Source organism: Micromonospora noduli (assembly GCF_003264365.1).
Taxonomy (GTDB): Bacteria; Actinomycetota; Actinomycetes; order Mycobacteriales; family Micromonosporaceae; genus Micromonospora; species Micromonospora noduli.
Genome location: NZ_PYAK01000016.1, coordinates 43,626 through 67,416 on the forward strand (window position 1 = coordinate 43,626; position 23,791 = coordinate 67,416).

Genomic DNA, 23,791 nt, shown 5'->3' on the forward strand with positions numbered 1-23,791 from the left:
GAAGTGTCCAGTTCTCCAACGTATCGAGACGATCACTTCACGACCGACTGGCCCGTCCGTACCGGTTCGCGGTGTCGTAGACGTCCTGGGCGTACCGCCGGACGTCGTTGTAGGAGAGGATCGCGTTCCACCAGTCGCCCGCGATGCTCAGGTTTCGACCACCCTTGCAGAGGTAATTGCCCGCTGCCAGGGCGGCGTCGTCCAGGTCGTGCGGGTCCTTGCGGCCGTCGTTGTCCGCGTCCGCGCCGATCTCCTGCCAGGTGGTCGGGATGAACTGCATCGGGCCGATGGCGCGGTCGAGGGTCGCGTCCCCGTCGAGCGCCCCACGGTCGGTGTCGATGATCCGCATCCGACCCTCCTTCCCGTCCAGCGGCAGCCCGAAGATGTTGGGCACCGCCTTGCCGTCCTGCCCCAACCGCGCCCCGTTGGTCGAGCCGTGATCCGATTCGACCTTTCCGATCGCGGCCAGCGTGGTCCAGCTCAGCGCACAGCTGCGGTTGGACTGGGCGAGCACCAGCTCGGCGTAGCCGTACGCCTGCATGGCGACCGCCGGGACGCCGACCTTGGCACCGACCTGCTGCGCCCAGCCGGCCAGGGCGTCCGACGGTCGGCCACCGATCACCGACCCGGTCGGCAGCCCGTTGCCGGGCAACCCGCCGGTGGGCAGCGGCAGGGTCGGCAGCGGCCCGGTGGGCAGCGGGCTGGCGGGCAGGCCGGACGGCATTCCCGGCGCCGCTACCCCGCTCGGCGTGGCCGAGGCGTCGACAGCGACCGGGCGGGGTGAGCGGATCGCGGCCGGTACGAGCAGCGCTCCCGCCGCGCCGGTCGCGGCCACCAGCGCCAGCAGGAAGACGCCGGGCAGGGTCAGCCGACCACTCGGCCGGCGTGCCCAGGCGCGGGTCGCCTGTGCCGCGGCGGCCGCTGCCCGGCGTGGCGGCAGACGTACCGCGTGGGCGAACTGCACCCGCCGCCGACGGGCCGGGTCGGACGCCGGCACGACCGGGACCTCATCCACAGTGGTCTTCGCCGGGTCCGCGGCACCGGTCTTCGCGTCATCGGCTGACGTGTCGGCGCTCGACGCGCCGGCCGCCTTCGACGCGGACGAGCCGCTGGCGCTGCCGTCCGCCTTCGAGGCGTCGGCTTTCGCATCCTCGGCTTTCGGGGCGTCGGCCTTGGGGGCGTCGGCCTTCGCGTCCTCGGCCCTGAGGGTGTCGGTCTTCTGGTCCTCGGGTTTTGCAGCGTCGGCCTTGAGGTCCTCGGCTTTACCAATCTCGGCCTTCGCGGCCTCGGCCTTGGGTGCCGCGGCCTGGGGGGCGGCTGCTGGGCTTGCGACCGCCGGGACGGGTTCGGCCGGAACCTTCGTGCCGGTGGCGCTCGCGTCCGGTTCGGACCCGGCGGAGTCGGACGCGGTGGGCTTGGCCACTGGCGGAGCCGGCGTGGTGGCCGGCGGCGTGGTCGGCGCGGACGCGGAACGCCCGCTCAGCCAGGGGCGGCGGGGGCGGGGCACCTTGCGCACCGGGTCGGGCGCGGCCCCTGAGCCTTCGAGCGGCCCGTCCAGCGGCGCGGCCGGTCGTAACGGTTGCACATGCGTGTCGTCCTCGCCGTCCACCACCTGTCGAGTATCACCCATGCTCCGCGAACCGCCAGATCCACGTACCCTGGGTGCCATGCCCCGGTACGAGTTCCGCTGCCGCGCCTGCGGCGACACCTTCGAGGTCAACCGTTCGATGGCGGCGGCCGGTGAGCCGGCCAGCTGCCCACAGGGACACGCCGACACGGTCAAGCTTCTTTCCGCGGTCGCGGTCACCGGCCGCAGTGGTGCCCCGGCACCCGCTGGTGGTGGCTGCTGCGGCGGCGCCTGCGGCTGCTGATCGGGCCAATTCGGCGCCGCCTGGTGGGCCGGCCTTGCCGGGAGCGGGTCCGAGTGGCACGTTGAGGCGGCACTTGCCCGGCCGTTCTCACGATGTGTGATCGTTCGGATTCAGGCAGCATGAACCCGACGTCACGGGCGGAGGTTCCTCGCATGTCGCCACGGATCCAGCTCCCGAGCGGTTGGGTGACCTTCGTATTTACCGATATCGAGGGCTCGACCCGGCTGGCTCAGCTGCTCGGCCCGGACTACCGCCCGGTGCTCGCCGAGCATCGACGGCTGCTGCGCCGCACGCTGGCCAGCACGGGTGGCGCGGAGCTGCTGACCGAGGGCGACTCGTTCTTCCTGGCCTTCGAGGAAGCGACCGCGGCGATGACCGCGTGCCTGACCGCCCAGCGGGCACTGTCCAGCCACGACTGGCCCACCTCCGAGGCCGCGCCCCGGGTGCGGATGGGCCTGCACACCGGCTATGCCGAGCCACGCGACGGCGAGTACGCCAGCCCCGAGGTGCACCGGGCTGCCCGGGTGGCGGCCGCCGCGCACGGCGGGCAGGTGCTCTGCACCGCGTCCACCGCACGGCGGGCCGAGCCGATGCCGCCGGGTGCGACCCTGCTCGACCTGGGCCTGCACCGACTGCGCGGCTTCGACGACCGGGAACGACTGTTCCAACTGGTCGCCCCGGGTCTGGAGCGGCAGTTCCCCCGGCCCCGCACCGCCGACGCGGTGGCGCACAACCTGCCCACCCAGGTGACCTCGTTCGTCGGCCGGCAGGCCGAGCGCATCGAGTTGGGCCTGCTGGTGCGTCAACACCGCCTGGTCACCGTGCTGGGCGCCGGCGGCGCGGGCAAGACCCGGCTCGCGGTGGAGCTGGCCAGCGGAGTTGTCGAGGCGTACCCGGACGGGGTCTGGTTCGTCGACATCGCCTCGGTGACCGACCCGGGGCTGGTGGCGTTCGCCATCGCCGCCGTGCTCGGCCTGCGTCCCGAGCCGGGCCGGCCGATGCTGGACACCCTCGTCGAGTACGCGGCCGGCCGCCGGATGCTTGTCGTACTGGACACCTGCGACACCCAACCGGCCGCCTGCGCAGAGGTGATCGCGCGTCTGCTGTCCGGCGGGGGCGGCGTACGGGTGCTGGCCACCAGTCGTGAGTCGTTCAGCCTGCCCGGCGAGGTGGTGTGGCGGATTCCGCCGCTCTCGGTCGACCCGCGCGCGGACGGTGCGGAGAGCGACGCGGTGGCGCTGCTGCTGGACCGTACGGCGGCGGCGCGCGGTGGTCGGCAGCCCGACCCGGCCGAGTCCGCCGACCTGCGCCGGGTCGTGCAGCGGTTGGACGGTCTGCCTCTCGCCATCGAGTTGGCCGCCGCCCGGCTGCGGGTGCTCTCCGTCGGCCAGCTCGCCGAGCGGCTGGACGACGTCCTCGGCACCCTGGACGCCGGCCGGGAGGACCCGGATCCGCCGCCGGTGGAGCGGGGCTGGTCCGGCAACCAGCAGGACACCGTGGACCTGGTCGCGGCGGCGGCCGGGGCGTCACCGCCCACGCCGGCGAGCCGAGCGGTGCAGCGCTCGGCCACCGAACGACATATGACCATGCAGGCCACCGTCACCTGGTCCTACCGGACGCTGGGGCCCCGGGCCGCCCGCCTGCTGCGGTGGCTGGCGGTCTTCGCCGGCCCGGTGGATCTGGCGACTGTGGAGTGGTTGCTGGGTGACGATCCGCTGGATCCGCTCTCGGTCCTGGTCGACAAGTCGATGGTGCTGGCCGAGCCGCGTGCCGCCGGCAGCACCTACCGGATGCTCGACCCCATCCGGGCGTACGCGGCGCGGCGGTTGGCCGAGGCGGGTGAGGAGCAGGCCGCTCGGGACCGGCACGTGGCCTGGTCGGCGCACGCGTTGGACCGGGCCCATCTGGGCCAGGACGGCCGACCGGTGACGCTGTCGTTGTATGCCCTCGATCCACTGGCCGGGGAGTTGCGCGCCGCGCTGCGGTGGTGCGCCACCGGCGGGAGCGCGCGTGCCGGTCTCGGTCTGGCGGGTGGGCTGGACCAGTGGTGGCTGGAGCGGGGCCTGGCCCGCGAGGGGCGGCTGTGGCTGTTCCGGCTGTACGGACGAATTGCGGAGACGGGGGAGCGGATCCCGGAGGCGGAGATGGCGGCGGCCTACCACATGCATTCGCTGCATGCCAGCGCCGACGGCGAGTTCGCCGAGGAGCTGCGCTACTCCCAGCGGGCGGAGGCGGCGGCGCGGCAGGCCGGCGACGCCGGGTTGCTGGCCCGGGTGCTCGCCGGCAGGGCCGCGCCCCTGGTCGACATGGGGCAGTTCGTCGAGGCCGAGCGGGTGTGCCGGGAGGTCATCGACTGGGCGCACGGGCAGGACGTGGTCGGCGAGGCGCTGTTCGCGGTCTTCAGCCTGGCCGAGCTGCTCTGGCGGCGGGGCGCCCTGGAGGAGGCGGCGGAACTGCTGGGCGCGGTCCGTCCGGTGGAGGCGGCCCGGCCCGTGGAGCGGGGCAGGCGTTCGGTGGACATGCTGCTCGGCATGGTCGCGCTGGCCCGCGGCGACGTGATCGCCGCACACGAGCATCTGCTGGTGGCGTTGCGCTCCCGGATGGGCCACGGCTACCACGGGCGGGCGTGCGACACCTTGAACGCGGTCGCGGTGCGCTGCGCGATCGGCGGGGAGCGGTTGACCGCCGCCCGCCTGTTCGGGGCCGCGCAGGCCACCCGGGCGAGCATGCGTGCCACCCCCGGCATCTTCGGCGGTTACTGGGCCGAGCAGCAGGGGGAGTTGCGCGCGGTGCTGGGCGACGCGGCCTTCGACGACGCGTACGGCGAGGGTGCGGAGCTGGGGCTGGACGAGGCCGCGGCGCTGGCACTCGACGTGGAACACCCGGACCTGGCGGCGGACTCGACCCGCTTCAGCACCGGCCTGTCCCAACCAACCCCCCGCCGTCCCGCCGACCCCGACCGCCATCCAGCCACCCGAACCGAACGCGCCTAACCCACCCCACCCTGCCCTCCCCACCCTGCCCTCCCCACCCCCACCCTTGTTGATCAAGAGGTTTGCGTCAGGAAACGCGCTCCCGATGACCGAAACCTCTTGATCAACGCGGGCGGTGGGGGGTGGGGGGGGTGGGGGGGAGGGTGGAGTTAGTGGGGTGGGGTTAGTGGGTTGCTGCGGCTTTGGCTTCGGCTTGGGCCTTCATTCGGGCTGCGCGGTCGATGTCGGCCTGCTGGACGGCCGCTACCGAACCGAAGATGCTGACCGCCTGGTAGTAGGTCCAGGCCAGGCTGTAGCAGGCCGGCCGTACGACCGAGTTGTACGTGGTGCAGACGCGCTTCAGGTCCTCGTAGAAGGCGCTGTCGAGGCGGGACTTGTTGGCGGAGAACTGGCCGACCGCCTTGTAGTTGCGGTAGCCGAAGTCGTGCCGGTAGCAGCCCAGGTTGAAGGTGAAGCCGAGCGGGTTGTCCGGGCTGGACGAGCAGTAGTCGGTGGACCAGTTGAAGTTGTACTCGGCCCAGGGTGCCCGGTTGACCCGGGCGCTGTTCCACGAGTTGTAGCTGGACGCGCTGGTCTGGGTCCAGCTGGACAGCACGGAGAGCCGTTGGGCGGGGGTGACGGCGGCGGCGGGGGAGGCGATGGCGAGGGTGGCGAGCAGCGCTAACGCGCCCGAGGCGATCAGGGTGGCGAGACGTCGGGGCACGGGTTACCTCCGCGGGGGTGAGCGGGTGGGACGGAAGTTACCGGCGGGTTACCGGATGTCGATGAGTGTCGATCAGCTGATCAACTGGGCGGTATGCGCGTCGTCAACTATTGGTGACATACGTTGAAACAGACGAATGCCGGCGGGCTGGCGGGGCTCTCGTTGGCGGACCGGTCCAGGGCGGTCAGCTGGTAGGTGTAGCGCCGACCGGGCTCGGCCGAGGTGTCCACCCAGGACTGGGTGCCACCGGGCGTGGCCCGGACGGTGGCGACCAGGTGCGCGGCGTCGGTAGTGGCGCACCGGCCGGGCAGCGTGGTGCCGTCGAAGCGGTAGATCGCGTACGAAGTGGCGGTGCCGAGCGGGCCGACGCCGTCGGCGGGCTGGCGCCAGGTGAGCCGGACCCCGTCGGCCTGCCGGGTCGCCTTGCTGACCACCGGGAAGAGCAGCGGCCGGGCCGGCAGGTGGGGCATGGCCGGCACCAGCGCCGGGCGGGAGTAGTGCTCGCCCGCGTAGATGTCGGTGGCGCCGAGGCGGTTGGCCCGCACCTGCACCGCGGAGAAGTGCACGTTGCCCTGCACCTCCGGGTACGACCGGTTGAGCGTCAGGTGGTCGGAGAGCTCACGCGGGTTCTGCCAGTACGGCCCGTACGCCGGATCGCCGCTCTTGTAGTCGGCCTGGCCGATGTAGAGCTGCACGCGGGTGCCGCGCACCGTCTCGGCCCACCACGGCACGAGGCGCGCGTAGTCGGCGGCCGGGTACTGGCCGATGTACCAGTAGAGCTGCGGCACCACGTAGTCGATCCACTCCTGCTTGATCCACTTGCGGGTGTCGGCGGAGATGATGTCGTACGACTGGCTGCCGGTGGTGTCCGAACCGAGCGGGTCGGCGGTCTTGTTGCGCCAGATGCCGAACGGGCTGACGCCGAACTTCACCCACGGCTTCGCCGCTTTGATCTTGCCGTTCATCTCCTGGATCAGCAGGTTGATGTTGTCCCGCCGCCAGTCGGCCCGGTCGGTGAAGCCCCGGTTGTGGGTCGCGAAGGCCGCGTCGTCCGGCACCTGGTGGGTGCCGCTGGGGTAGGGGTAGAAGTAGTCGTCGAAGTGGACGCCGTCGATGTCGTACCGCTTGACGGCGTCCATCATGGCGGTCTGGACGAACTCGCGGACCTCGGGAATTCCGGGGTTGTAGTAGAGCCGGCTACCGGCCACGCCGGCCGGCGGGTAGGCGAAGGTCCAGTCGGGGTGCTGCTGGGCCGGGTGGCCGGGGGCGAGCTGGGCGAGGTCGGCGCCGGCGCCGCCGGGGGCCGGCATGGAGACGCGGTACGGGTTGAACCAGGCGTGGAACTCCAGGTTCCGCTTGTGCGACTCGTCGACCAGGAAGGCCAGTGGGTCCCAGCCCGGATCCTGGCCGCGTACCCCGGTCAGATATTCCGACCAGGGCTCGTACGGCGAGGGCCAGAGCGCGTCGGCGGTGGGCCGGACCTGCACCACGACGGCGTTGTGGTGCAGTCGCCCGGCGAGGTCGAGCAGCTCGCGGTACTCGGCCTGCTGGGCCGCGATCCGATCCGGGCTGGTCTGGGATGCCTTGCTGGGCCAGTCGATGTTGACCACCGAGGAGATCCACATGGCCCGGAACTGCCGTTTCGGGGTGGCGGGGTCGGTGGCGCAGGTGGCGGTGGTGGTGTCGGCCGCGCTGGGTGCGGCGCTCGCGGGGGTGGCGCTGACGAACGTGCCGAGCAGGGCTGCGACCAGCCCGGCGACTCCGATTCGGGTGGCTTTCATGCGGTGTGTCCCTTCGTTGGGGCTCCCGGATGCTTCGCGCGGTGCGCGGCAAGATTCGCCGTCGATGTCCGCGTTGCTGGTAGGAAATTTTCACAATCTGGCCATCGCCGCAAGAGTTCGTGGTTGACCAATCGCGCCGGTGGGTAGCAACGGCGGTCACCGGCCGCCACGAAGGTGGTCGCACGGTGGGAGGGGTGACCGGGTGTCCGTGCTGCGCACAAAACCAATCAAGGACGTGATAGCCCAGGGTGAGGCGGACGGCAGCGACGGCCAGCTGGGGCTGAAGAGGCGGCTCGGCGCGGTCGACCTCACCGGCTTCGGCATCGGCATCGTGATCGGCACCGGCATCTTCACTCTCACCGGGATCGAGGCCCGGGACAGCGCCGGGCCGGGCGTGGTGATCTCCTTCGCCATCGCCGGCGTGGTGGCCCTGCTCGCCGCCCTCTGTTACGCCGAGCTGGCCTCCAGCGTGCCGACCGCCGGCAGCGCCTACACCTACGCGTACGCCACGATGGGCGAGATCGTCGCCTGGATCATCGGCTGGGACCTGCTGCTGGAGTTCGCGCTCGGCGCCGCCGTTGTGGCCCGAGGCTGGTCCGGCTACCTCGCCGAACTGCTCGACCTGCCGACCCGCTGGTTTGGTGAGGAGGGCAGCACTGTCAACGTGGGCGCCATCGCCATCGTGCTGATCCTCGGCATCGTGGCGATCGTCGGCATCCGGGAATCCGCCCGGATCACCAACCTGCTGGTGCTGGTCAAGGTGGCCATCTGCGTCTTCGTGGTGGTAGCCGGGCTGTTCTTCGTCAAGGCCGCCAACCTCACCCCGTTCATCCCGCCGGCCGAGCCCGCAGGGAGCGGCGACGACGGCATCAAGCAGCCGGTCACGCAGGCGCTCTTCGGGCTGGAGCCGTCGGTCTTCGGCTTCGTCGGGGTGCTCAGCGCCGCCGCCGTGGTCTTCTTCGCTTACACCGGCTTCGAGGCCGTGGCCAACCTGGGCGAGGAGACCCGGAAGCCCAAGCGGGACCTCACCCTGGGTCTGCTCGGCACGCTGCTGATCTCCACAGTGCTCTACATCGGCGTCTCGCTGGTGGTGGTCGGGATGGTGCCGTACACCGAGATCGACCGGGGCGCCCCGATCGCGTCGGCGTTCGAGTCGGTCGGCGCGGGCTGGGCGGCCGTGCTGGTCTCCATCGCCGCGGTCGCCGGCCTGACCAGTGTCATCCTGGTCGACCTGGTGGCGATGGGCCGGATCGGCTTCGCCATCGCCCGGGACGGGTTGATCCCGCCCTCGATCGCGAAGGTGCACCCGCGCTGGGGCACCCCGTACCGGATCTCGGCGATCATGACGGTGGCCGTCGCGCTGCTGGCCGGCTTCCTGCCGCTGTCCGCGCTGGCCGACCTGGTCAGCATCGGCGCGCTCTGCGCGTTCGTCCTCGTGTCGGTGGCGGTGCCGATCCTGCGCCGCAAGCGGCCGGACCTGGAGCGGCCGTTCCGGGTGCCGTTCTCACCGGTGCTGCCGATCGTCTCGGCGCTGGCCTGCTTCTACCTGATGCTCAACCTGTCGGTGGAGACCTGGCTGCGGTTCCTGGCCTGGATGCTGCTCGGCGCGGTGATCTACTTCGGCTACGGCCACCGCCGCAACCGGCTGGCCCAGCACGAGCCGGCGGTTGCCCCGGCCCCTCGCGAGCCGACCGCCTGACCGAGGCATGCGGGAGGGCACCAGCTTCGGGGCCCTCCCGCACGACAGCTCAGGGCCGCGGCTGCGGCGTGGCCGTCGGACCCTTGACGACGGGCTTGCCGTCGACCCAGGTCACCTCGTCGAGCCACACCTGCCGACCCGGGTCGGTGCTGCCCTCCTGGCCCGGCGGCCAGGCGTGGTACAGCAGCCAGGTCCGCCCGTCCTTGACCACCATCGACGCGTGGCCGGGGCCCGAGGCGGCCTCGTTGCCCTTCAGGATCGGGTTCTCGACGGCCTTCACACACGGGCCGGTCGGGCTCTCGCAGACCGCGTAGCCCTCGGCGTACTCCGCCCGGTCGTACGCGTTGGCGGCGAAGAAGAGCAGCAGCCGACCGTCCTGACGGTGGAAGAACGGCCCCTCGATCAGGGTGCCCTCCCACGGCTCGGTCTGCTTGAGCAGCTTGGTCGGCTCGCCGATGAGGGTCAGGCCGTCGTCGGCGAGGCGCTGTGACCAGAGCCAGGTGTCCACCCCGATCGCGTTGCCGTCGTTCTTCCACAGCAGCCACAGGCTGCCGTCGGTGTCCCGGTACGGGCTGGCGTCGATCGCCCCGCCCAGGTCGGCTTGACAGATCAGCGGGCCGGCCGCGTCGTCGGAGTACGGCCCCTGCGGCGCGCTGGCCACCGCACGCCCGACGCACTGCCGCCCCGACTCCCGGCCGGCGACCGTGTAGTAGAGCAGGAACCTGTCCGGGGCGAGCTGGATCGCCTCCGGCGCCCAGGTCTTGCCGGCGTCCGCCCAGTCCGGCAGCGTCGGCAGGGCGTCCCCGGCCTCGGCCCAGTCGACCAGATCGGTCGAGGTGAGCACGGGGACGTTGCGGCCGCCGGAGTTGGTGTGGAACAGGTACCAGGTGGCGCCCACCTGGATCGCCTGCGGGTCTGGGGCGTCGGTCTTCACGACCGGGTTGATGAACACGCTGGGGTCGCTCCCGCTGCTCGTGGTAGGGGTGGGTTCGGTGCCGTCGGAGCAGCCCGCAACGAGCAACGCGGCGGCGAGAATGATCGCCGCCGCGCCACGTCGCCGGGCGGTCGTACGCGTCATCCCTTCAGACCGCTGCGGGAGACACCCTGAATGATGTGCCGCTGGGCCAGCACGAAGAGGATCAGCACCGGCAGGCTGGCCAGCACCGCGCCCGCCATGATCACCGGGTAGTCGGTGACGTACGAGCCCTGGAGCAGGCCCAGGCCCGGCGGCAGGGTGAGCTTCTCCGGGCTGAACAGCACGAAGATCGGCCAGAGGAAATCGTTCCAATTGGTGAGGAACGACAGCACGGCCAGGGTGGCCAGCGCCGGCCTGGACAGCGGCAGCACCACCTTGTAGAAGATCTGCCACTGGTTGGCGCCGTCCAGCGTGGCGGCCTCCTCCAGCTCGTTCGGCAGGGACAGGAAGAACTGCCGCAGGAAGAACACCCCGAACGCGCTGGCCGCGCCCGGCACCACGACCACAGCGAGGGTGTCGATCCAGTTGAGCTGGTCGACGATCAGGAAGTTCGGGATGATCAGCGAGGTCGGCGGGATGAACAGCGTCCCGACGATCAGTGCGAAGGTCACCCCGCGACCGCGGAACTTCAGCCGGGCCAGGGAGTACGCGGCCATCGAGGCGGTCACGAGCACCAGCGCCGAGTGCAGCGTGGCGGCCAGCATGCTGTTGAGGAACCAGCGCAGCACCGGGTTCGCCGAGTTGTTGAGGATCTGCTCGTAGCCGTAACCGGCGAGCGGGTTCGGCAGCCAGCTCGGCGGGATCTGCTGGGCGGCGGTGTAGGTCTTCAGCGAGGTGATGACCATCCACAGCAGGGGGACCAGGAAGATCAGGGCCAGGGCGACCAGGGTGGCGTAGAGCCCGACCCGGCGCAGCCCCGGTGTGGAGCCGTCGGTTGTCGGCGTGGGCGTCGTCATGGCGGTCCCCTCAGTCTTCCTTGTAGCGGAAGAGGCGGAAGTTGGCGATGCTCACGACCGCCAGCAGCAGGGCGAACACGATGCTCATCGCGGCGGCCCGACCGGCGTTGTTGTTTCGCAGGCCCTCCTCGACGATGAACCACACCACAGTGCGGGTCTCCGTGCCGGGCGTCCCCTGGGTGATCAGGAATGACTGGCCGAACATGTTCGCCGAGGCGAGCACGGTCGTCGTGATCACGAAGAGCAGCACCGGCCGCAGCCCGGGCAGTGTGACGTTGCGGAACCGCTGCCACGCGTTCGCGCCGTCCATCCGGGCCGCCTCGTACAGCTCCGGCGAGATGTCCTGGAGGCCGGCCAGGTAGATCACCGCGTTGAAGCCGGACGTCCACCAGACGGTCACCCCGACCAGGGAGATCCACGCCCACGGCATGTTCGTCACCCAGGGGGTGTCCGACGGCAACCCGACCACGCCGAGGAGCCGGTTGACCAGGCCCAGGTTGGCGTCGAGCAGGAACCGCCAGAGCAGGCCGATCACCGCGACACCCAGCACGTACGGCGCGAAGTAGATGGCCCGGAAAAACGTCCGGCCCGGGAAGGAGCGGTTGAGCAGCAGTGCCAACCCCAGCGGTACGACCACCAGCAGCGGCACCGACAGCACCGTGAAGATCGCCGTGGCCCGGACGCTCTGCCACCAGTCGCCGTAGACGGCGGAGTCGCTGGAGAAGAGCTGCTTGTAGTTGTCCAACCCGACGAACGGCCGGTTGGGCAGCTGGAAGTCCCACTGGTGCACGCTCAGCCAGACGCCGAGGACGATCGGCAGCAGGCCGAACACCCCGAACAGGACCAGGTAGGGAGCGAGGAACAGATATGGCGTCGCCCGTCTGGTCCGACCCGCCGAGGCGGACCGGCGGACTGCGTTGGCCGCCGGGGGCGGCGCGTCACCGCGCGCCGCCCCGACCTCGATCACGTCCGCCACGGGGTATCAGCTCCCGTACTTCTTGCGGTTGTCCTCGAGCTGCTTGTTGGCCTTCGCGACACCGTCGTCGAGCGCCTGCTTGGGCGACTTCTTGCCCAGCGCGGCCTCATTGAAGGAGTTGTAGAAGGTGGTCATGACCTCGCCGAGACCCGGGGCCGCCGGCGGGAACGCCGCGTACTCCAGCTCGGGGGCGAGCGACGAGATCTCCGGCAGCGCCTTGAACTCGGCGCCCTCGCGGACGGCCTTACGGGCCGGGACCTGGCCGCCCTTCGCCCAGTCCAGCGAGTGCTCGCTGAGCCAGTTGATGAAGACCTTGGCACCGGAGACCTTGTTGGCGTCGTTGGCCCGCTGTTTCACGATGGTGAAGTTGTGCGAGTTGGCCCAGGCCGCCGGCTTGCTGCCGATCTGGGGGAGCGGGGCGACGCCCCACTGCACGTCGGGGCTCTTCTTCAGATCGTTGATCTGCCAGATGCCGTTCCAGGTGAAGGCGTTCTTGCCGCTCTTGAACGACAGGTAGTCGGCGTCCTGACCGACGTTGGCCGGCGAGAAGCCCTGCTTGATCATGTCGACCAGCCAGGTGCACGCCTCGACCGCCGGGTCCGAGTTGAAGGTGGCCTTGGCCACGTCCGCGTCGAACAGGGTGGCACCCCACTGGTTGAGCAGCGAGTAGAAGGTCATGCCGCCGGTGAACTGGAACGGGCTGACCCAGAAGCCCTGGATGCCGGCCTTCTTCAGCTCGGTCAGCGCGGCGACGTAGTCGTCCTTCGTCGTCGGCGGCTTGTTCGGGTCCAGGCCGGCCTTCTGCATGACGGTCTTGTTGTAGTAGAAGCCCAGCGGGTGCATGTCCAGCGGAATGCCGTACCGCTTGTTGTTGTAGAGCCCGCCCTTCCACACCGTGGGGGCGAAGTCGCCCTCGGCGAGTTCCAGATTCTTGGCGACGTCGTCCAGCTCGGTGATCACGCCGCGGGCGGCGAAGGTGGCGAGCTGGTCCATGTGCATGACCGCGATGTCCGGGCCGTTGCCGCTGGAGGCCGCGCCGGGGAGCTTGTTGTAGTAGTCCTCCCACTGGTACGTGGCCACCGACACGGCGATGTTCTTGTGCTCGGTGTTGAACTGGTTCACCAGCGTCTTGAAGATCTCGCCGTCGCCGCCGGTGAAGCCGTTCCACAGCTTCAGGTCCACCTTGGGGCCGGTGTACTCCTTGCCCCCGTTGCCGGCGGCCGGCCCGGAGGCGCTGTCATCGCCGCCGCCGCAACCCGCGAGGGTCAGCGAGGCCGCGGCGCCGAGTCCGAGACCGAGGCCGAGCAGGCGACGCCGGCTCATGTCGTTCTGGATCATGCTTTATCTCTCCTTGAGGGGGAACGGAATGAATTGTGCCTGCTCAGAACCGGTGTGACACCTACGCGTTGGCCGGGCCGAAGCGGAGCACGCTCCAGGACACGGCGGGCAGGCGCACTGTGCACCGACCGCCGTCGGGGGTGGGGGTGGGCAGGTCCCGAGGCGTCACCCGGTCGGGCTCGGCCTCGGTGTTCGTCGCCGACGGGTCGGACCCGGCAGCGATGCTCTGGAACGACAGGCCGGACATACCCGGCAGGCCGCGCAGATCGATCTCCAGCGGGAGATCGGTGGAGTCCCGGTTGACCGCGAACACGGTCAGCTCGCCGGTCTCCTCGTCGTGCACGGCGACGGTGTCGAGCACCGGCACGTCCCCGTACTTCTTCGTGTCGTAGCGCGGCGACACCGGGTCGGTGCGCAGCACGGTGCCCCGGGCGTACCGGGCAGTCAGCGCGAACGGGTGGAAGATGCTCTGCCGCCAGGCCGGGCCGCCGTTGCGGGTACGGATCGGCGCGATCACGTTGGCCAGCTGGGCCTGCGCGGCCACCCCGACCCGGTCCGCGTGCCGAAGCAGGGTGATCAGCAGGTCGCCGACGACCACCGCGTCGACCGCTGTGAAGTCGTCCTCGATCAGCGCCGGGGCTTCGACCCAGCCGCGCCGGTCCAGGTCGGCCTGGAGGCGGGACTCGTACCAGACGTTCCACTCGTCGAAGGAGATCTTCAGCTTGCGCTTGTGCCGCTGCTTGGCGGCCACGTGGTCGGCGGTCGCGACGACCTCGGTGATGAAGTTGTCCATGTCGACGGCCGAGGCCAGGATGCTGGCCTGGTCGCCGTCGGACGGGTCGTAGTAGGTGTGCGCCGAGATGTAGTCGACGTGCTCGTAGGTGTGCTCCAGCACCGTCGCCTCCCAGGAGGCGAAGGTGGGCATCCGCCGGTTGGAGCTGCCGCAGGCGATCAGGCTGATCGACGGGTCGATCATCCTCATCGCTCGGGCGGCCTCGGCGGCGACGCGGCCGTACTCGTCAGCGGTCTTGTGGCCGACCTGCCATGGGCCGTCCATCTCGTTGCCCAGGCACCACAGCCGCACCCCGTACGGGTCCTCGGCGCCGTGCTTGCGCCGCAGGTCGGAGAGCTCGGTGCCGCCCGGGTGGTTGGCGTACTCCAGCAGGTCGAGTGCCTCCTGGACCCCGCGTGTGCCGAGGTTGACCGCCATCATCGGCTCGACGCCGGCCTCTGCGGCCCAGGTCATGAACTCGTCCAGCCCGAACGCGTTGGTCTCGATCGTCTTCCAGGCCAGGTCGAGCCGGCGGGGCCGGTTGTCGACCGGGCCGACCCCGTCCTCCCAGCGGTAGCCGGAAACGAAGTTGCCACCCGGGTAGCGGACCACTGAAACGCCCAGCTCGCGGGTCAGGTCCAGCACGTCGCCGCGCAGGCCCCGGGAGTCGGCGCTGGGGTGGCCGGGCTCGTAGATGCCGCCGTAGACGCACCGCCCCATGTGCTCGACGAATGAGCCGAAGAGGCGTCGGTCGGCCGGGCCGATGGAGAAGGCCGGGTCGATCGTCAGCTGCGCGGTCCGCAAGGGGGTGCCACCTTTCCTCGTGCCGATGCCCGGGTGAGGGCGGTCACTGTTCACCCGGTGTCCACCGTTTCTACAACGTTGTAGGCAACGTTGTAAAGAGCTGGTGACGAGGTATGGTGCGCTGGGTAACATCGGGGAGGTTGGGGAGTGCGACACAGGCTCAAGGACGTGGCTGAACGGGCCGGGGTGTCGGTGAAGACCGTCTCCAACGTCGTCAACGGCTACGTGCACGTGCGGCCGGACACTCGTGCCCGAGTCGAAGAGGCGATCGCCGAGCTCAACTATCGGCCCAACCTCTCGGCCCGCCACCTGCGTAAGGGCCGCACCGGCGTGATCGCGTTGGCCGTTCCGGAACTGGACATCCCGTACTTCGCCGAGCTGGCCCGCTACGTGGTCACCGCCGCCGCCGCCTACGGCTGGACGGTGCTGATCGACCAGACCGGCGGTCGGCGGGAGCAGGAACGGGTGGTCGCCTCCGGTATCACCGACCACCTGATCGACGGGCTCATCTTCAGTCCGTTGGCGCTCACGGCGGAGGACCTGGCCGGCCTGGACGGCACGCCCATGGTGCTGCTCGGCGAGCGGGTCGAACACGGCCCCGCCGATCGAGTGGTGATCGACAACGTGACCGCGGCCCGGGAGATCACCGCTCACCTGATCCAGCTCGGCCACCGCCGGATCGCGGCCATCGGCTCCCAGCGAACCGACGAGGGCGCCAGCGCCCGACTGCGCCTGGCCGGCTATACCGACGCGCTGCGCGCCGCCGGGCTCGACTACGACGAGACCCTGGTGGCGCCCGCGTCGGCCTGGCACCGCGCCGACGGTGCGGCCGCCATGCGGGGCCTGCTCACCTCCGGTGTACGCCCCGACGCAGTCTTCTGCTTCAACGACACCCTCGCCCTGGGTGCCCTCCGCGCCCTGCACGAGGCAGGGCTGCGGGTGCCCGAGGACGTGGCGGTGGTCGGCTTCGACGACATCGAGGACGGCCGGTTCTCCATCCCCACCCTGAGCACCGTCGCCCCGGACAAGGAGAAGATCGCCCAACTGGCGGTCGAACTCCTCGCCAACCGCCTGGACGGCGACCGCACCGCCCCGGCGAAGGAGCTGTCCGCCCCCTACCGCCTGGAACTTCGCGAATCCACCCAGGCCCCCTGACCCCCGGACCGGGTGGGGTCAGTCGAAGAAGCGGGCCAGGTGGGACTGGGGTGCCGGGTCGGCGTCCGGGGGGAGGGGCGTCAGGTCGGCGAAGATCGAGGCGCCGTCGCAGCCCGCGTGCAGTGGGTACCAGCGCGGCGTGCCCGGTGGCCGCAGCTGGCAGATCCCCTTGAACGTCTGCACGTCCATCAGCCGGACGTGGGTCGGGTCGGCCACCGCGTTCACATGCCCCCACCAGGGGCTCATCACGTGCAGCACCCCACCGGGGCGGAGCACCCGATGACACTCGTCGACCAGCGGCAGGAAGTCGATCAGGTGCTCCAGGATGTGCACCGCGAAGAGGACGTCCACCGAGTTGTCGGCGAGCGGCAGCGAGCCGGACAGGTCCGCCACGGCATCCACTCCGGGCGCCGGGTAGATGTCCAGCCCCAGGTTGCTCGACCACTGCTTGGTCGGCCCACAACCGAGGTCCACCACCACCGGCGCCCGCCCGCCGATGCCGACCCGGCACCAGACGCCGTAGACACCGGCCAGCCGTCCCACCAGCTCCCGCACCAGCCGTAGCTGGGCGGGATCGGCCACGTCGCCGCTCAGATGGGCCACCCCCCGGTCGAACCGCACCTCGACCGCCAGGTCCCGCAACCGATCATCGTGGCGGACCTGGTCCGCCCACGCCTGTGCGAGGGAATCGTCGATCGCCCGCAGCCGGTCGGCCGAGGGCGGAGTCTGTGCCAAAGCGACCATTCGGGCCACCTCCCGCCGCGCGATACCCGCAATCGCGCCCGGTATGCCCCGCTCGTCCACCAGGTCGGCGTGGCCCGCGCAACCGTGCGGTGGGCGTGTCGCAGCCCGCCGGCACCCCAGGCTCGGCCCGCGCCCGGGTCAGCCGGAGAGAGTGCGGCGGCCCCCACGCATCCGTTGGCGAGGCGGCGGGTCGGCGGGCTTCGGCCGCTTGAGGTGGTAGCGGTGCAGTTCGTGGTTGCCGGGCAGGGACGGGTCCTCGCTCATCGCGACCAACTCCCAGCCCTGGTCGCCGGCCCGGTTCAGGTGTGCCAGGGCGGTGTCGCCGTACGGCGTCACGTCGACCATCGAGCCGTCCGGGCCGTACCAGACGAAGACGACCTCCCAGCCGAGGTCGTTGGTCGCAGCCTGGCGGCGGCGGACCAGCAGGGCGTACTCCCACTTGAGCATGGAGTCATTCTCACCCCGCGCCGACCCGCTGGCACGGATCAATCCTCGGCGATCCGCCCGGCGTCGACCCGCAGTCGCCGGTTGGTCTCGATGGCGGCCAGCATCCGCCGGTCGTGGGTGACCAGCAGCAGCGTTCCGGGGTAGCTGGCCAGCGCCGATTCGAGCTGCTCGATGGCGGGCAGGTCCAGGTGGTTGGTGGGCTCGTCCAGCACCAGCAGGTTGACCCCACGGCCCTGGAGCAGGGCCAGCGCGGCCCGGGTCCGCTCACCGGGGGAGAGGGTGGCCGCCGGTCGGGGCACGTGCGCCGCCCGCAGGCCGAACTTGGCCAGCAGGGTCCGCGCGTCCGCCGGCGACAGGTGGGGTACGGCCGCCTCGAACGCGTCGATCAGCGGCACGTCGCCAAGGAACAACCCGCGGGCCTGGTCCACCTCGCCGACCACCACGCCGGGCCCGAGCGAGGCGGTGCCAGCGTCCAGCGGCAGCCGACCCAGCAGCGCGGCCAACAGGGTGGACTTGCCCGAGCCGTTCGCCCCGGTCACCGCGACCCGGTCCGCCCAGTCGATCTGGAGGTCGACCGGGCCGAGGGTGAAACCACCACGGCGTACCACGGCTCCGCGCAGCGTGGCCACGACGGCGCCGGCGCGGGGCGCGGCGGCGATCTCCATCCGCAGCTCCCACTCCTTGCGAGGCTCCTCGACCACGTCGAGCCGTTCAATCAGCCGTTCGGTCTGCTTGGCCTTGGCGGCCTGCTTCTCGCTCGACTCGCTGCGGAACTTGCGGCCGATCTTGTCGTTGTCGGTGGCCTTGCGGCGGGCGTTCCGCACGCCCTTCTCCATCCACCCACGCTGGGTGCGGGCCCGAGCCTCCAGCCCGGCCTTGGTGTCGGCGTACTCCTCGAAGTCCGCGCGGGCGTGCCGGCGGGCCACCTCGCGCTCCTCCAGGTAGGCCGCGTAGCCGCCGCCGTAGTGGTGCACCTGCTGCTGCGGCAGGTCCAGCTCCACGACCCGGGTCACCGTACGGGTGAGGAACTCCCGGTCGTGGCTGACCAGCACCGTGCCGGCCCGCAGCCCGGTGACGAACTCCTCCAGCCGCTCCAACCCGGCCAGGTCCAGGTCGTTGGTCGGCTCGTCGAGCAGGAACACGTCGTACCGGCTGAGCAACAGCGACGCGAGCCCGGCCCGGGCCGCCTGACCGCCGGAGAGCCCGGTCGTCGGGTGGTCCAGGTCGACCGCGAGCCCAAGGTCGGCACTCACCTGCTCGGCGCGCTCGTCGAGGTCCGCGCCGCCGAGGGCGAGCCAGCGCTCCAGCGCGTCGCCGTACGCGTCGTCGGCACCCGCCGCCCCGGCGGTCAGCGCCTCGGTCGCCGCGTCCAACGCCGCCTGCGCGGCGGTCACCCCGGTCCTGCGGGCCAGGAAGTCCCGTACCGTCTCGCCCGGCCGCCGTTCCGGTTCCTGTGGCAGGTGGCCGACGCTCGCGGTGGGTGGGCTGAGCCGCACGCTGCCGGCCTCGACCGGCAACAACCCGGCGAGGGTACGCAGCAGTGTCGACTTGCCGGCCCCGTTCGGCCCGACCAGCCCGACCACGTCGCCGGGGGCGACCACCAGGTCCAGTCCGGCGAAGAGCGGGCGGTCGCCGTGCCCGGCGGCCAGGTCCTTGACGATCATCGTGGCGCTCATCAGGACGGCAGCCTATCCGGCCGCCCGCATACGACCGGCCGGCAGCGGGCAGACTCAACGACGTGGTGACCACACTGGCGATCGACTGTGGCGGCGGGGGCATCAAGGCGTCCGTGCTCGACGAGGCGGGAACGATGCGGGCCCGGCCGTTGCGGGTGCCCACCCCGTACCCGTTGCCGCCCGCGCTGTTTGTCCGGACCCTGCTGGATCTCGGCGGGCGCCTGCCAACGGCGGACCGGGTCACTGTCGGGGTACCCGGGATGATCCGGCACGGAGTGGTAGTCAGCACCCCGCACTACGTGACCCGCAACGGCCCCCGCACCCGGGTCGACCCGGACCTGCTCGCCGAGTGGTCCGGCTGGGACGCGCGCGGCGCGCTGGCCGACGCGTTCGGGGTGCCGGCGCTGGTGCTCAACGACGCCGAGGTGCACGGCGCCGGAGTGGTCGCCGGCACCGGCTGCGAGCTGGTGTTGACCCTGGGGACGGGGCTGGGCAGCGCGCTCTTCGACGGCGGGGTGCTCGCACCGCACCTGGAGTTGTCGCACGCGCCGGTGCGCTGGGGCACGACCTACGACACGTACGTCGGCGAGCCGGAACGGCGGCGGCTCGGCGACGCCTTCTGGTCTCGTCGGATCCGCCAGGTGGTGGACGGGCTGCGCCCGGTGTTCCGCTGGGACCGGCTCTACCTGGGCGGGGGCAACTCCCGACTGATCCGGCCCGAGCAACTGACCCGGATGGGCGACGACGTGGTGGTGGTGCCGAACACCGCCGGAATCGTCGGCGGTGTCCGCGCCTGGGAACTTTCCGCCGGACGCCGGGACGCCCGTACCTGACCCTTCGGCGGCCGTCGGGGGCCGGAACTGACCTGATCTCGACCCCGGGAACAGTCGCCAAACTCCCGGTGTTGTGCCAGCGTCGGAACAGGTGACGGTGCGACCCGAGGAGGTGGCAGATGGATCTTCTGGCGGACTACCGGCGGGCGACCATGTTCTTCGAAACCGGTGACCCCAGTGGGGCAGCCCGACTGCTGGAGCCGATCATCGACGCCGAGCCCGGCAACGCGGCGGTCCGGCAACTGCTGGCCCGGGCGTACTTCCAGTCGGCCCAGCTCAACCGGGCCGAGGAGCATCTGCGCGAGCTGGTCGAGCGGGACCCGAGCGACCACTACGCGCACCACGTGCTCGGTCGGACGCTGGAGCGGCTGAACCGACACACCGACGCGCTGCGGCACCTGCGGATCGCCGCAGCGATGTACGCGGCCAACGACGACTACCGGACCGCGCTGGAGCGGGTGGAAACCCGACTGGGTGGCCGGCGCTGAGCCGGATCGGTGACGCGTGCGGGGCGGCCCTTCGGGGCCGCCCCTTCGTCGTCGTCAGGCGACCTGCCGGACGTGCCTAGGATGGCGGACATGGGACCTGACCGGCCGGGGGCTGCGGCATGAAGCTCAAGCTGGACCTGCACGAGATCTTCAACAAGGGCCAGGACATCGACCGGGCGTTGCGCGGGATCATGGACGAGGCGGTGGCGAAGAAGGCCACCCTCGTCGAGATCATCCCCGGCAAGGGGTCCGGCCAGCTCAAGAAGCGGGTGCTGCGGTTCCTCGACCAGAAGGACGTCAAGCAGCTCTACCACCGCGTGGAGAAGGACTCGAAGAACTTCGGCCGCCTCTTCGTCCACTTCCGCTGGAAGTAGGCCGCGCGTGTCGACGGTGAACCTGCGGCGATCGGCGCGTGCGGTCGTCGTCGATGAAGACGACCGGGTTCTGCTGCTACGACTCGCCATTCCCGATCCGGCTGGCACGATCGCCGTTTGGATCACTCCCGGGGGTGGCGTCGAAGACGGCGAGACGCCACTGGCCGCGCTGCGGCGAGAGCTGCGCGAAGAAGTCGGACTTGCTGTCGATGTCGACCCGCCTCAGGTCTGGCGCCAGGAGATAGTCGCCGCCGGGTTCGCACCCGGCCACGATGGCGTCATGAACGACTACTTCCTCGTTCGGACGGCATCGTTCACGCCGCGCGGTGCAATGAGCGATGAGGAACTCGCCGCCGAACACGTCATTGGCTGGCGTTGGTGGTCGCTGTCGGAGATCAGGGAACACCGCGGTCCGGAACTGTTCTCGCCACGGGACCTCGCCACGCCGTTGACCGCATTGATCGCTGACGGAGTGCCAACCCAACCCGTCCCGCTTGGCCTCTGAACCACACCCCTGCGGGGACCAACCGTATGGCCCGGCATGGCGATGTGCTGTTGAGCGGTATACCCCAGAGTCGTATTCATACCTCTGAGGTATAGCGCTCAATACCGCGTCCGCCCCGACGGAGGCGACTGACGGTCACCGCTGACCGCTGACCGCTGACCGCCGGCTGCGGCCACAGCCCCACTTCGTAGCCTGGACGCGCTGATGGGCAGCATAAGACGGTGGTCCGGCGGGAAAGACCGCTCCGCCGGACCACCGTGTCACCTCAGATGGGATAGGTGCGAGCGACCGCCAACATCTCCGAGCTGTGTGACCCGACGACGCCGACAGTCGGCGGCCGGGGCCGGAAGCCGGGCAGCGCGTCCAGCCCGTCACTGGCGTCCATGGCCCGAAGCGCGACCTGCCCGGCGATCGGGCGCACTGTCAACGTGACCTCGACGCCCTCCGCTGGCGGGGCGTGGAACACCAGCCCGAAGCCCCACTTCCCCGCGCGGGGCTCCACCGGCACCGACCGTCCCGCCACGTCGGCGCGCAGCACGGTGGCGGTCGACGTGTCGACGTGCAGGGTGGCGAGCCGGGCCGCCCGCTGCGGGGTGAGCCGCAGCCGCAGCGTGCGTTCGCCACCCGCAGTGGCATCGGCCACCACCTCCAGTTTCGGTGCCGGCAGGTTCGCCGACTGCGCCGGGCCGGCCCGCAGCTCGCCGTCGCCGAGCCCGGGGAAGTCGTCGCCGACGTCGGTGACCCCGTCGACGTAGCCGTCCGTCCACGGCTGCGGGTCGCTCTCGTGGCTGAGCCAACGGGCCTGGCCGGTGCCGGCGTCCATGGCGTACATCAGGTGGGTGGGAGCGGGATGGGCGGCGTCGAAGCGGTCGACACCCAGGCCGACCCCGGCGAGCACCACCGCCGCCACGGCGGCGGCGCCGGCCGGCAGCACCGCGAGCCGCCGGGCCCGCAGCGCGAGCAGACCACGCTGGCCGCCGGCCTGCGGGTGCAGCAGGTCGACCACCGGCAGGGCGACCAGGCCGAGCAGCACCGCGACCAGCGCGGCCACCCCGCCCATGGCCATGCCCAGCGCGGGGAAGAGCAGCACCACTGTGGGCAGCAGGATGACCACACCCACGGCCGCGGCGGCCGTCACGGCCACCACCGGCCACGGTCCGGTCTGCCGGGTACGCAGCGCGACCAGCCCGCCGAGGGCGCCGGCCAGCGCCGGCACTGTGGTGAGGTACGCCCCACCCGGCACCGCCACGGCGAGCAGCACCCCGAGCAGGGCCAGCCAGGCCAGTCCGCCGACGGCGAGCGCGGCCGGGCCGATCCGGCGGCGGGTCAGCGCGTACCAGGTGAACAGGATGGCGGTGGCGAGCGCCAGGACGGCCAGGCGGTACCAGATCGGCCGGTACGGGTCGAGCAGCTCCGCGTACCCCGGTCGGATCGTGGTGATGGCCAGCCAGAGCAGTTGGGCGGCGACCGGCGCGGCGACGATCGGCACCAGGGCCAGCGCGAAGCCGGCGGCCAGCCGGCCGGTGCTGGCCCGGCCGCTGCGGCGGGTCAGCCAGCCCAGGGCGGCAACCAGGGCCACCGCGAGCAGGGCCAGCGGCAGTGTGAGCCAGCCCGGGTAGCGGACCAGCCCGCCGGGGACGGGGAAGTAGGTGGCGTCGTGCCCGGAGCGCAGGTCGGTCAGGTCGGTGCCGCCAAACTCCCGGGCCAGGCCCAACGCGTTGTCCCCGTGCTGCTGGAGGCTGCCCCGGTCCATTGCGGCCGGGGTGTCAAGCGGCGTGTGGTAGATCGCGCCCCCGTCGATGTACGCCGAGTTCAGCCCGACGAACTTCTGATCGAGGAAGGCTGTGAAATCGGTGTCGTTGGGCAGCGCGCGGTAGATCTCCACAGCGAACGAGGTGCCGACCGGGTGTGGGGCGGCCCGGCCGAAGATGTCCACCAGCTTCGCGTTGTTCCGGGACGTCTCGAACATGATCACCGGCCCGGTGGAGCCCCGCGCCTCCAGGTTGAGCACCACACCGCCGTCGGCGGCCAGCGGGTGGCTGGCGGCGAACGCGGCAGCGCCGCAGAGGCACGCCTCCTCGGCGTCGGTCAGCACGAAGACGATGTCGTTGCGCGGCCGGGGGCCGGTGGTCAGCGCGCGGGCCACCTCCAGGATGGTCGACGTGCCGGCCGCATCGTCGTTGCCGCCCGGCCCGGTCTGTACCGAGTCGTAGTGGGAGACCAGGAAGACCCGACCCGTCGAGTTGGTGCCGGGCAGCCGGGCCACCACGTTGCGGACCCGGGCCAGTGTCGCCCCGCCCGCCGCCCCGCTGAGCTGACCGGCCTCCGGTGCCACAGTGTCCTGCACCTCGGTCTCCAGGCCCAGCCCCCGCAGCTGCTGCTCCAGGTGCGCGCGGACCTGTTCGTTGGCCGGGCTGCCGGCGACGTGCGACCGGGCGGCGATCACCTGGACGTCCTCGTACGCGCGGCCGGCGCTGAACTCGCCAGCTGGCGCGTCGGCCGACGTCGGGGCCGGGGTGCGCAGGTCGAGCAGACTGCCGGCGCCGACCGCGGCCAGCGCGACCAGCGCCGCCGCGGCGGCCACGAGCCGCCGACGCGGCCGGGTCAGCGCGCGGCTGGCAGGGTGTACGCCCGGAATCGGACGGGGCGGCGTGCCCGTCGTGGCCGGGGTGGTGGGTGCGCCCACGGGAACTCCTCGGG

Annotated in this window: 20 protein-coding genes; 8 read left to right on the top strand and 12 right to left on the bottom strand. The window is 71.3% G+C overall.

The annotated features are described in order from the left end of the window. Nucleotides 1-37: 37 nt before the first annotated feature. Nucleotides 38-1,630, bottom strand: a complete 1,593-nt coding sequence (locus GUI43_RS15050) for a lytic transglycosylase domain-containing protein (protein ID WP_112699085.1) — start codon at nt 1,628-1,630, stop codon at nt 38-40. A gap of 37 nt (nt 1,631-1,667) precedes the next feature. Here GUI43_RS15050 and GUI43_RS15055 point away from each other — a divergent pair, with 37 nt between their 5' ends. Further along, entirely contained in the window at nt 1,668-1,871 is a 204-nt protein-coding gene (locus tag GUI43_RS15055; RefSeq protein WP_112584256.1) for an FmdB family zinc ribbon protein, read from the top strand. A 152-nt stretch (nt 1,872-2,023) separates the two neighbouring features. Then, a complete protein-coding gene (locus GUI43_RS15060) occupies nt 2,024-4,864 on the top strand; it encodes an ATP-binding protein (RefSeq protein ID WP_112584257.1) in 2,841 nt (946 codons plus the stop codon). A 163-nt stretch (nt 4,865-5,027) separates the two neighbouring features. Here GUI43_RS15060 and GUI43_RS15065 read toward each other — a convergent pair whose 3' ends face one another. Next, the gene (locus tag GUI43_RS15065) at nt 5,028-5,567 is read right to left on the bottom strand and encodes a phospholipase (protein ID WP_112589318.1); all 540 of its coding nucleotides are present in this window, start codon (nt 5,565-5,567) and stop codon (nt 5,028-5,030) included. A 107-nt stretch (nt 5,568-5,674) separates the two neighbouring features. Next, nucleotides 5,675-7,348 (bottom strand): glycoside hydrolase family 10-like protein, encoded by a 1,674-nt coding sequence (locus GUI43_RS15070; RefSeq protein WP_112699086.1) that lies wholly within the window; start codon nt 7,346-7,348, stop codon nt 5,675-5,677. A 202-nt stretch (nt 7,349-7,550) separates the two neighbouring features. On the opposite strand from GUI43_RS15070, the gene GUI43_RS15075 reads away from it, so the two are divergent. Further along, a complete protein-coding gene (locus tag GUI43_RS15075) occupies nt 7,551-9,047 on the top strand; it encodes an amino acid permease (protein WP_112584712.1) in 1,497 nt (498 codons plus the stop codon). A 49-nt stretch (nt 9,048-9,096) separates the two neighbouring features. Here the strand turns inward: GUI43_RS15075 and GUI43_RS15080 are convergent, their stop codons facing one another. The 5 genes from GUI43_RS15080 to arfA form a co-directional block, all read right to left on the bottom strand. After that, complete coding sequence (locus GUI43_RS15080; RefSeq protein ID WP_112699087.1) at nt 9,097-10,125, bottom strand: glycoside hydrolase family 43 protein; 1,029 nt, start codon at nt 10,123-10,125, stop codon at nt 9,097-9,099. Next, the gene (locus GUI43_RS15085) at nt 10,122-10,979 is read right to left on the bottom strand and encodes a carbohydrate ABC transporter permease (protein ID WP_181518614.1); all 858 of its coding nucleotides are present in this window, start codon (nt 10,977-10,979) and stop codon (nt 10,122-10,124) included. The genes GUI43_RS15080 and GUI43_RS15085 overlap by 4 nt, the downstream gene beginning before the upstream one ends. Before the next feature lie 10 nt (nt 10,980-10,989). Continuing rightward, the gene (locus tag GUI43_RS15090; protein ID WP_112584714.1) at nt 10,990-11,955 is read right to left on the bottom strand and encodes a carbohydrate ABC transporter permease; all 966 of its coding nucleotides are present in this window, start codon (nt 11,953-11,955) and stop codon (nt 10,990-10,992) included. A 6-nt stretch (nt 11,956-11,961) separates the two neighbouring features. Next, complete coding sequence (locus GUI43_RS15095; RefSeq protein WP_091402679.1) at nt 11,962-13,293, bottom strand: ABC transporter substrate-binding protein; 1,332 nt, start codon at nt 13,291-13,293, stop codon at nt 11,962-11,964. A gap of 61 nt (nt 13,294-13,354) precedes the next feature. Further along, entirely contained in the window at nt 13,355-14,869 is a 1,515-nt protein-coding gene (gene arfA / locus GUI43_RS15100; protein ID WP_112699088.1) for an arabinosylfuranosidase ArfA, read from the bottom strand. A 147-nt stretch (nt 14,870-15,016) separates the two neighbouring features. Between arfA and GUI43_RS15105 the strand changes: the two genes are divergently transcribed. Continuing rightward, nucleotides 15,017-16,024, top strand: a complete 1,008-nt coding sequence (locus GUI43_RS15105) for a LacI family DNA-binding transcriptional regulator (protein ID WP_112699089.1) — start codon at nt 15,017-15,019, stop codon at nt 16,022-16,024. An 18-nt stretch (nt 16,025-16,042) separates the two neighbouring features. Here GUI43_RS15105 and GUI43_RS15110 read toward each other — a convergent pair whose 3' ends face one another. From GUI43_RS15110 to GUI43_RS15120, 3 genes are all read right to left on the bottom strand, one after another. Continuing rightward, nucleotides 16,043-16,768, bottom strand: a complete 726-nt coding sequence (locus tag GUI43_RS15110; protein ID WP_112584718.1) for a methyltransferase domain-containing protein — start codon at nt 16,766-16,768, stop codon at nt 16,043-16,045. A 138-nt stretch (nt 16,769-16,906) separates the two neighbouring features. Next, complete coding sequence (locus GUI43_RS15115; protein ID WP_112699090.1) at nt 16,907-17,215, bottom strand: hypothetical protein; 309 nt, start codon at nt 17,213-17,215, stop codon at nt 16,907-16,909. A gap of 38 nt (nt 17,216-17,253) precedes the next feature. Then, the gene (locus GUI43_RS15120; protein ID WP_112699091.1) at nt 17,254-18,891 is read right to left on the bottom strand and encodes an ABC-F family ATP-binding cassette domain-containing protein; all 1,638 of its coding nucleotides are present in this window, start codon (nt 18,889-18,891) and stop codon (nt 17,254-17,256) included. A 62-nt stretch (nt 18,892-18,953) separates the two neighbouring features. On the opposite strand from GUI43_RS15120, the gene GUI43_RS15125 reads away from it, so the two are divergent. From GUI43_RS15125 to GUI43_RS15140, 4 genes are all read left to right on the top strand, one after another. Beyond that, nucleotides 18,954-19,724: an ROK family protein gene (locus tag GUI43_RS15125; RefSeq protein ID WP_112699092.1), complete on the top strand. Its 771-nt coding sequence runs from the start codon at nt 18,954-18,956 to the stop codon at nt 19,722-19,724. A 119-nt stretch (nt 19,725-19,843) separates the two neighbouring features. Next, complete coding sequence (locus GUI43_RS15130) at nt 19,844-20,212, top strand: tetratricopeptide repeat protein (protein WP_112584722.1); 369 nt, start codon at nt 19,844-19,846, stop codon at nt 20,210-20,212. A gap of 119 nt (nt 20,213-20,331) precedes the next feature. After that, the gene (locus GUI43_RS15135) at nt 20,332-20,586 is read left to right on the top strand and encodes a Smr/MutS family protein (protein ID WP_007465523.1); all 255 of its coding nucleotides are present in this window, start codon (nt 20,332-20,334) and stop codon (nt 20,584-20,586) included. 7 nt (nt 20,587-20,593) lie between these two features. After that, complete coding sequence (locus GUI43_RS15140) at nt 20,594-21,091, top strand: NUDIX hydrolase (protein WP_112604037.1); 498 nt, start codon at nt 20,594-20,596, stop codon at nt 21,089-21,091. A 265-nt stretch (nt 21,092-21,356) separates the two neighbouring features. Here the strand turns inward: GUI43_RS15140 and GUI43_RS15145 are convergent, their stop codons facing one another. Beyond that, nucleotides 21,357-23,777 carry a M28 family peptidase gene (locus tag GUI43_RS15145; RefSeq protein ID WP_428842213.1) on the bottom strand — a complete coding sequence of 807 codons (2,421 nt, stop codon included), beginning with the start codon at nt 23,775-23,777 and terminating at the stop codon, nt 21,357-21,359. Between the last annotated feature and the right edge of the window lie 14 nt (nt 23,778-23,791).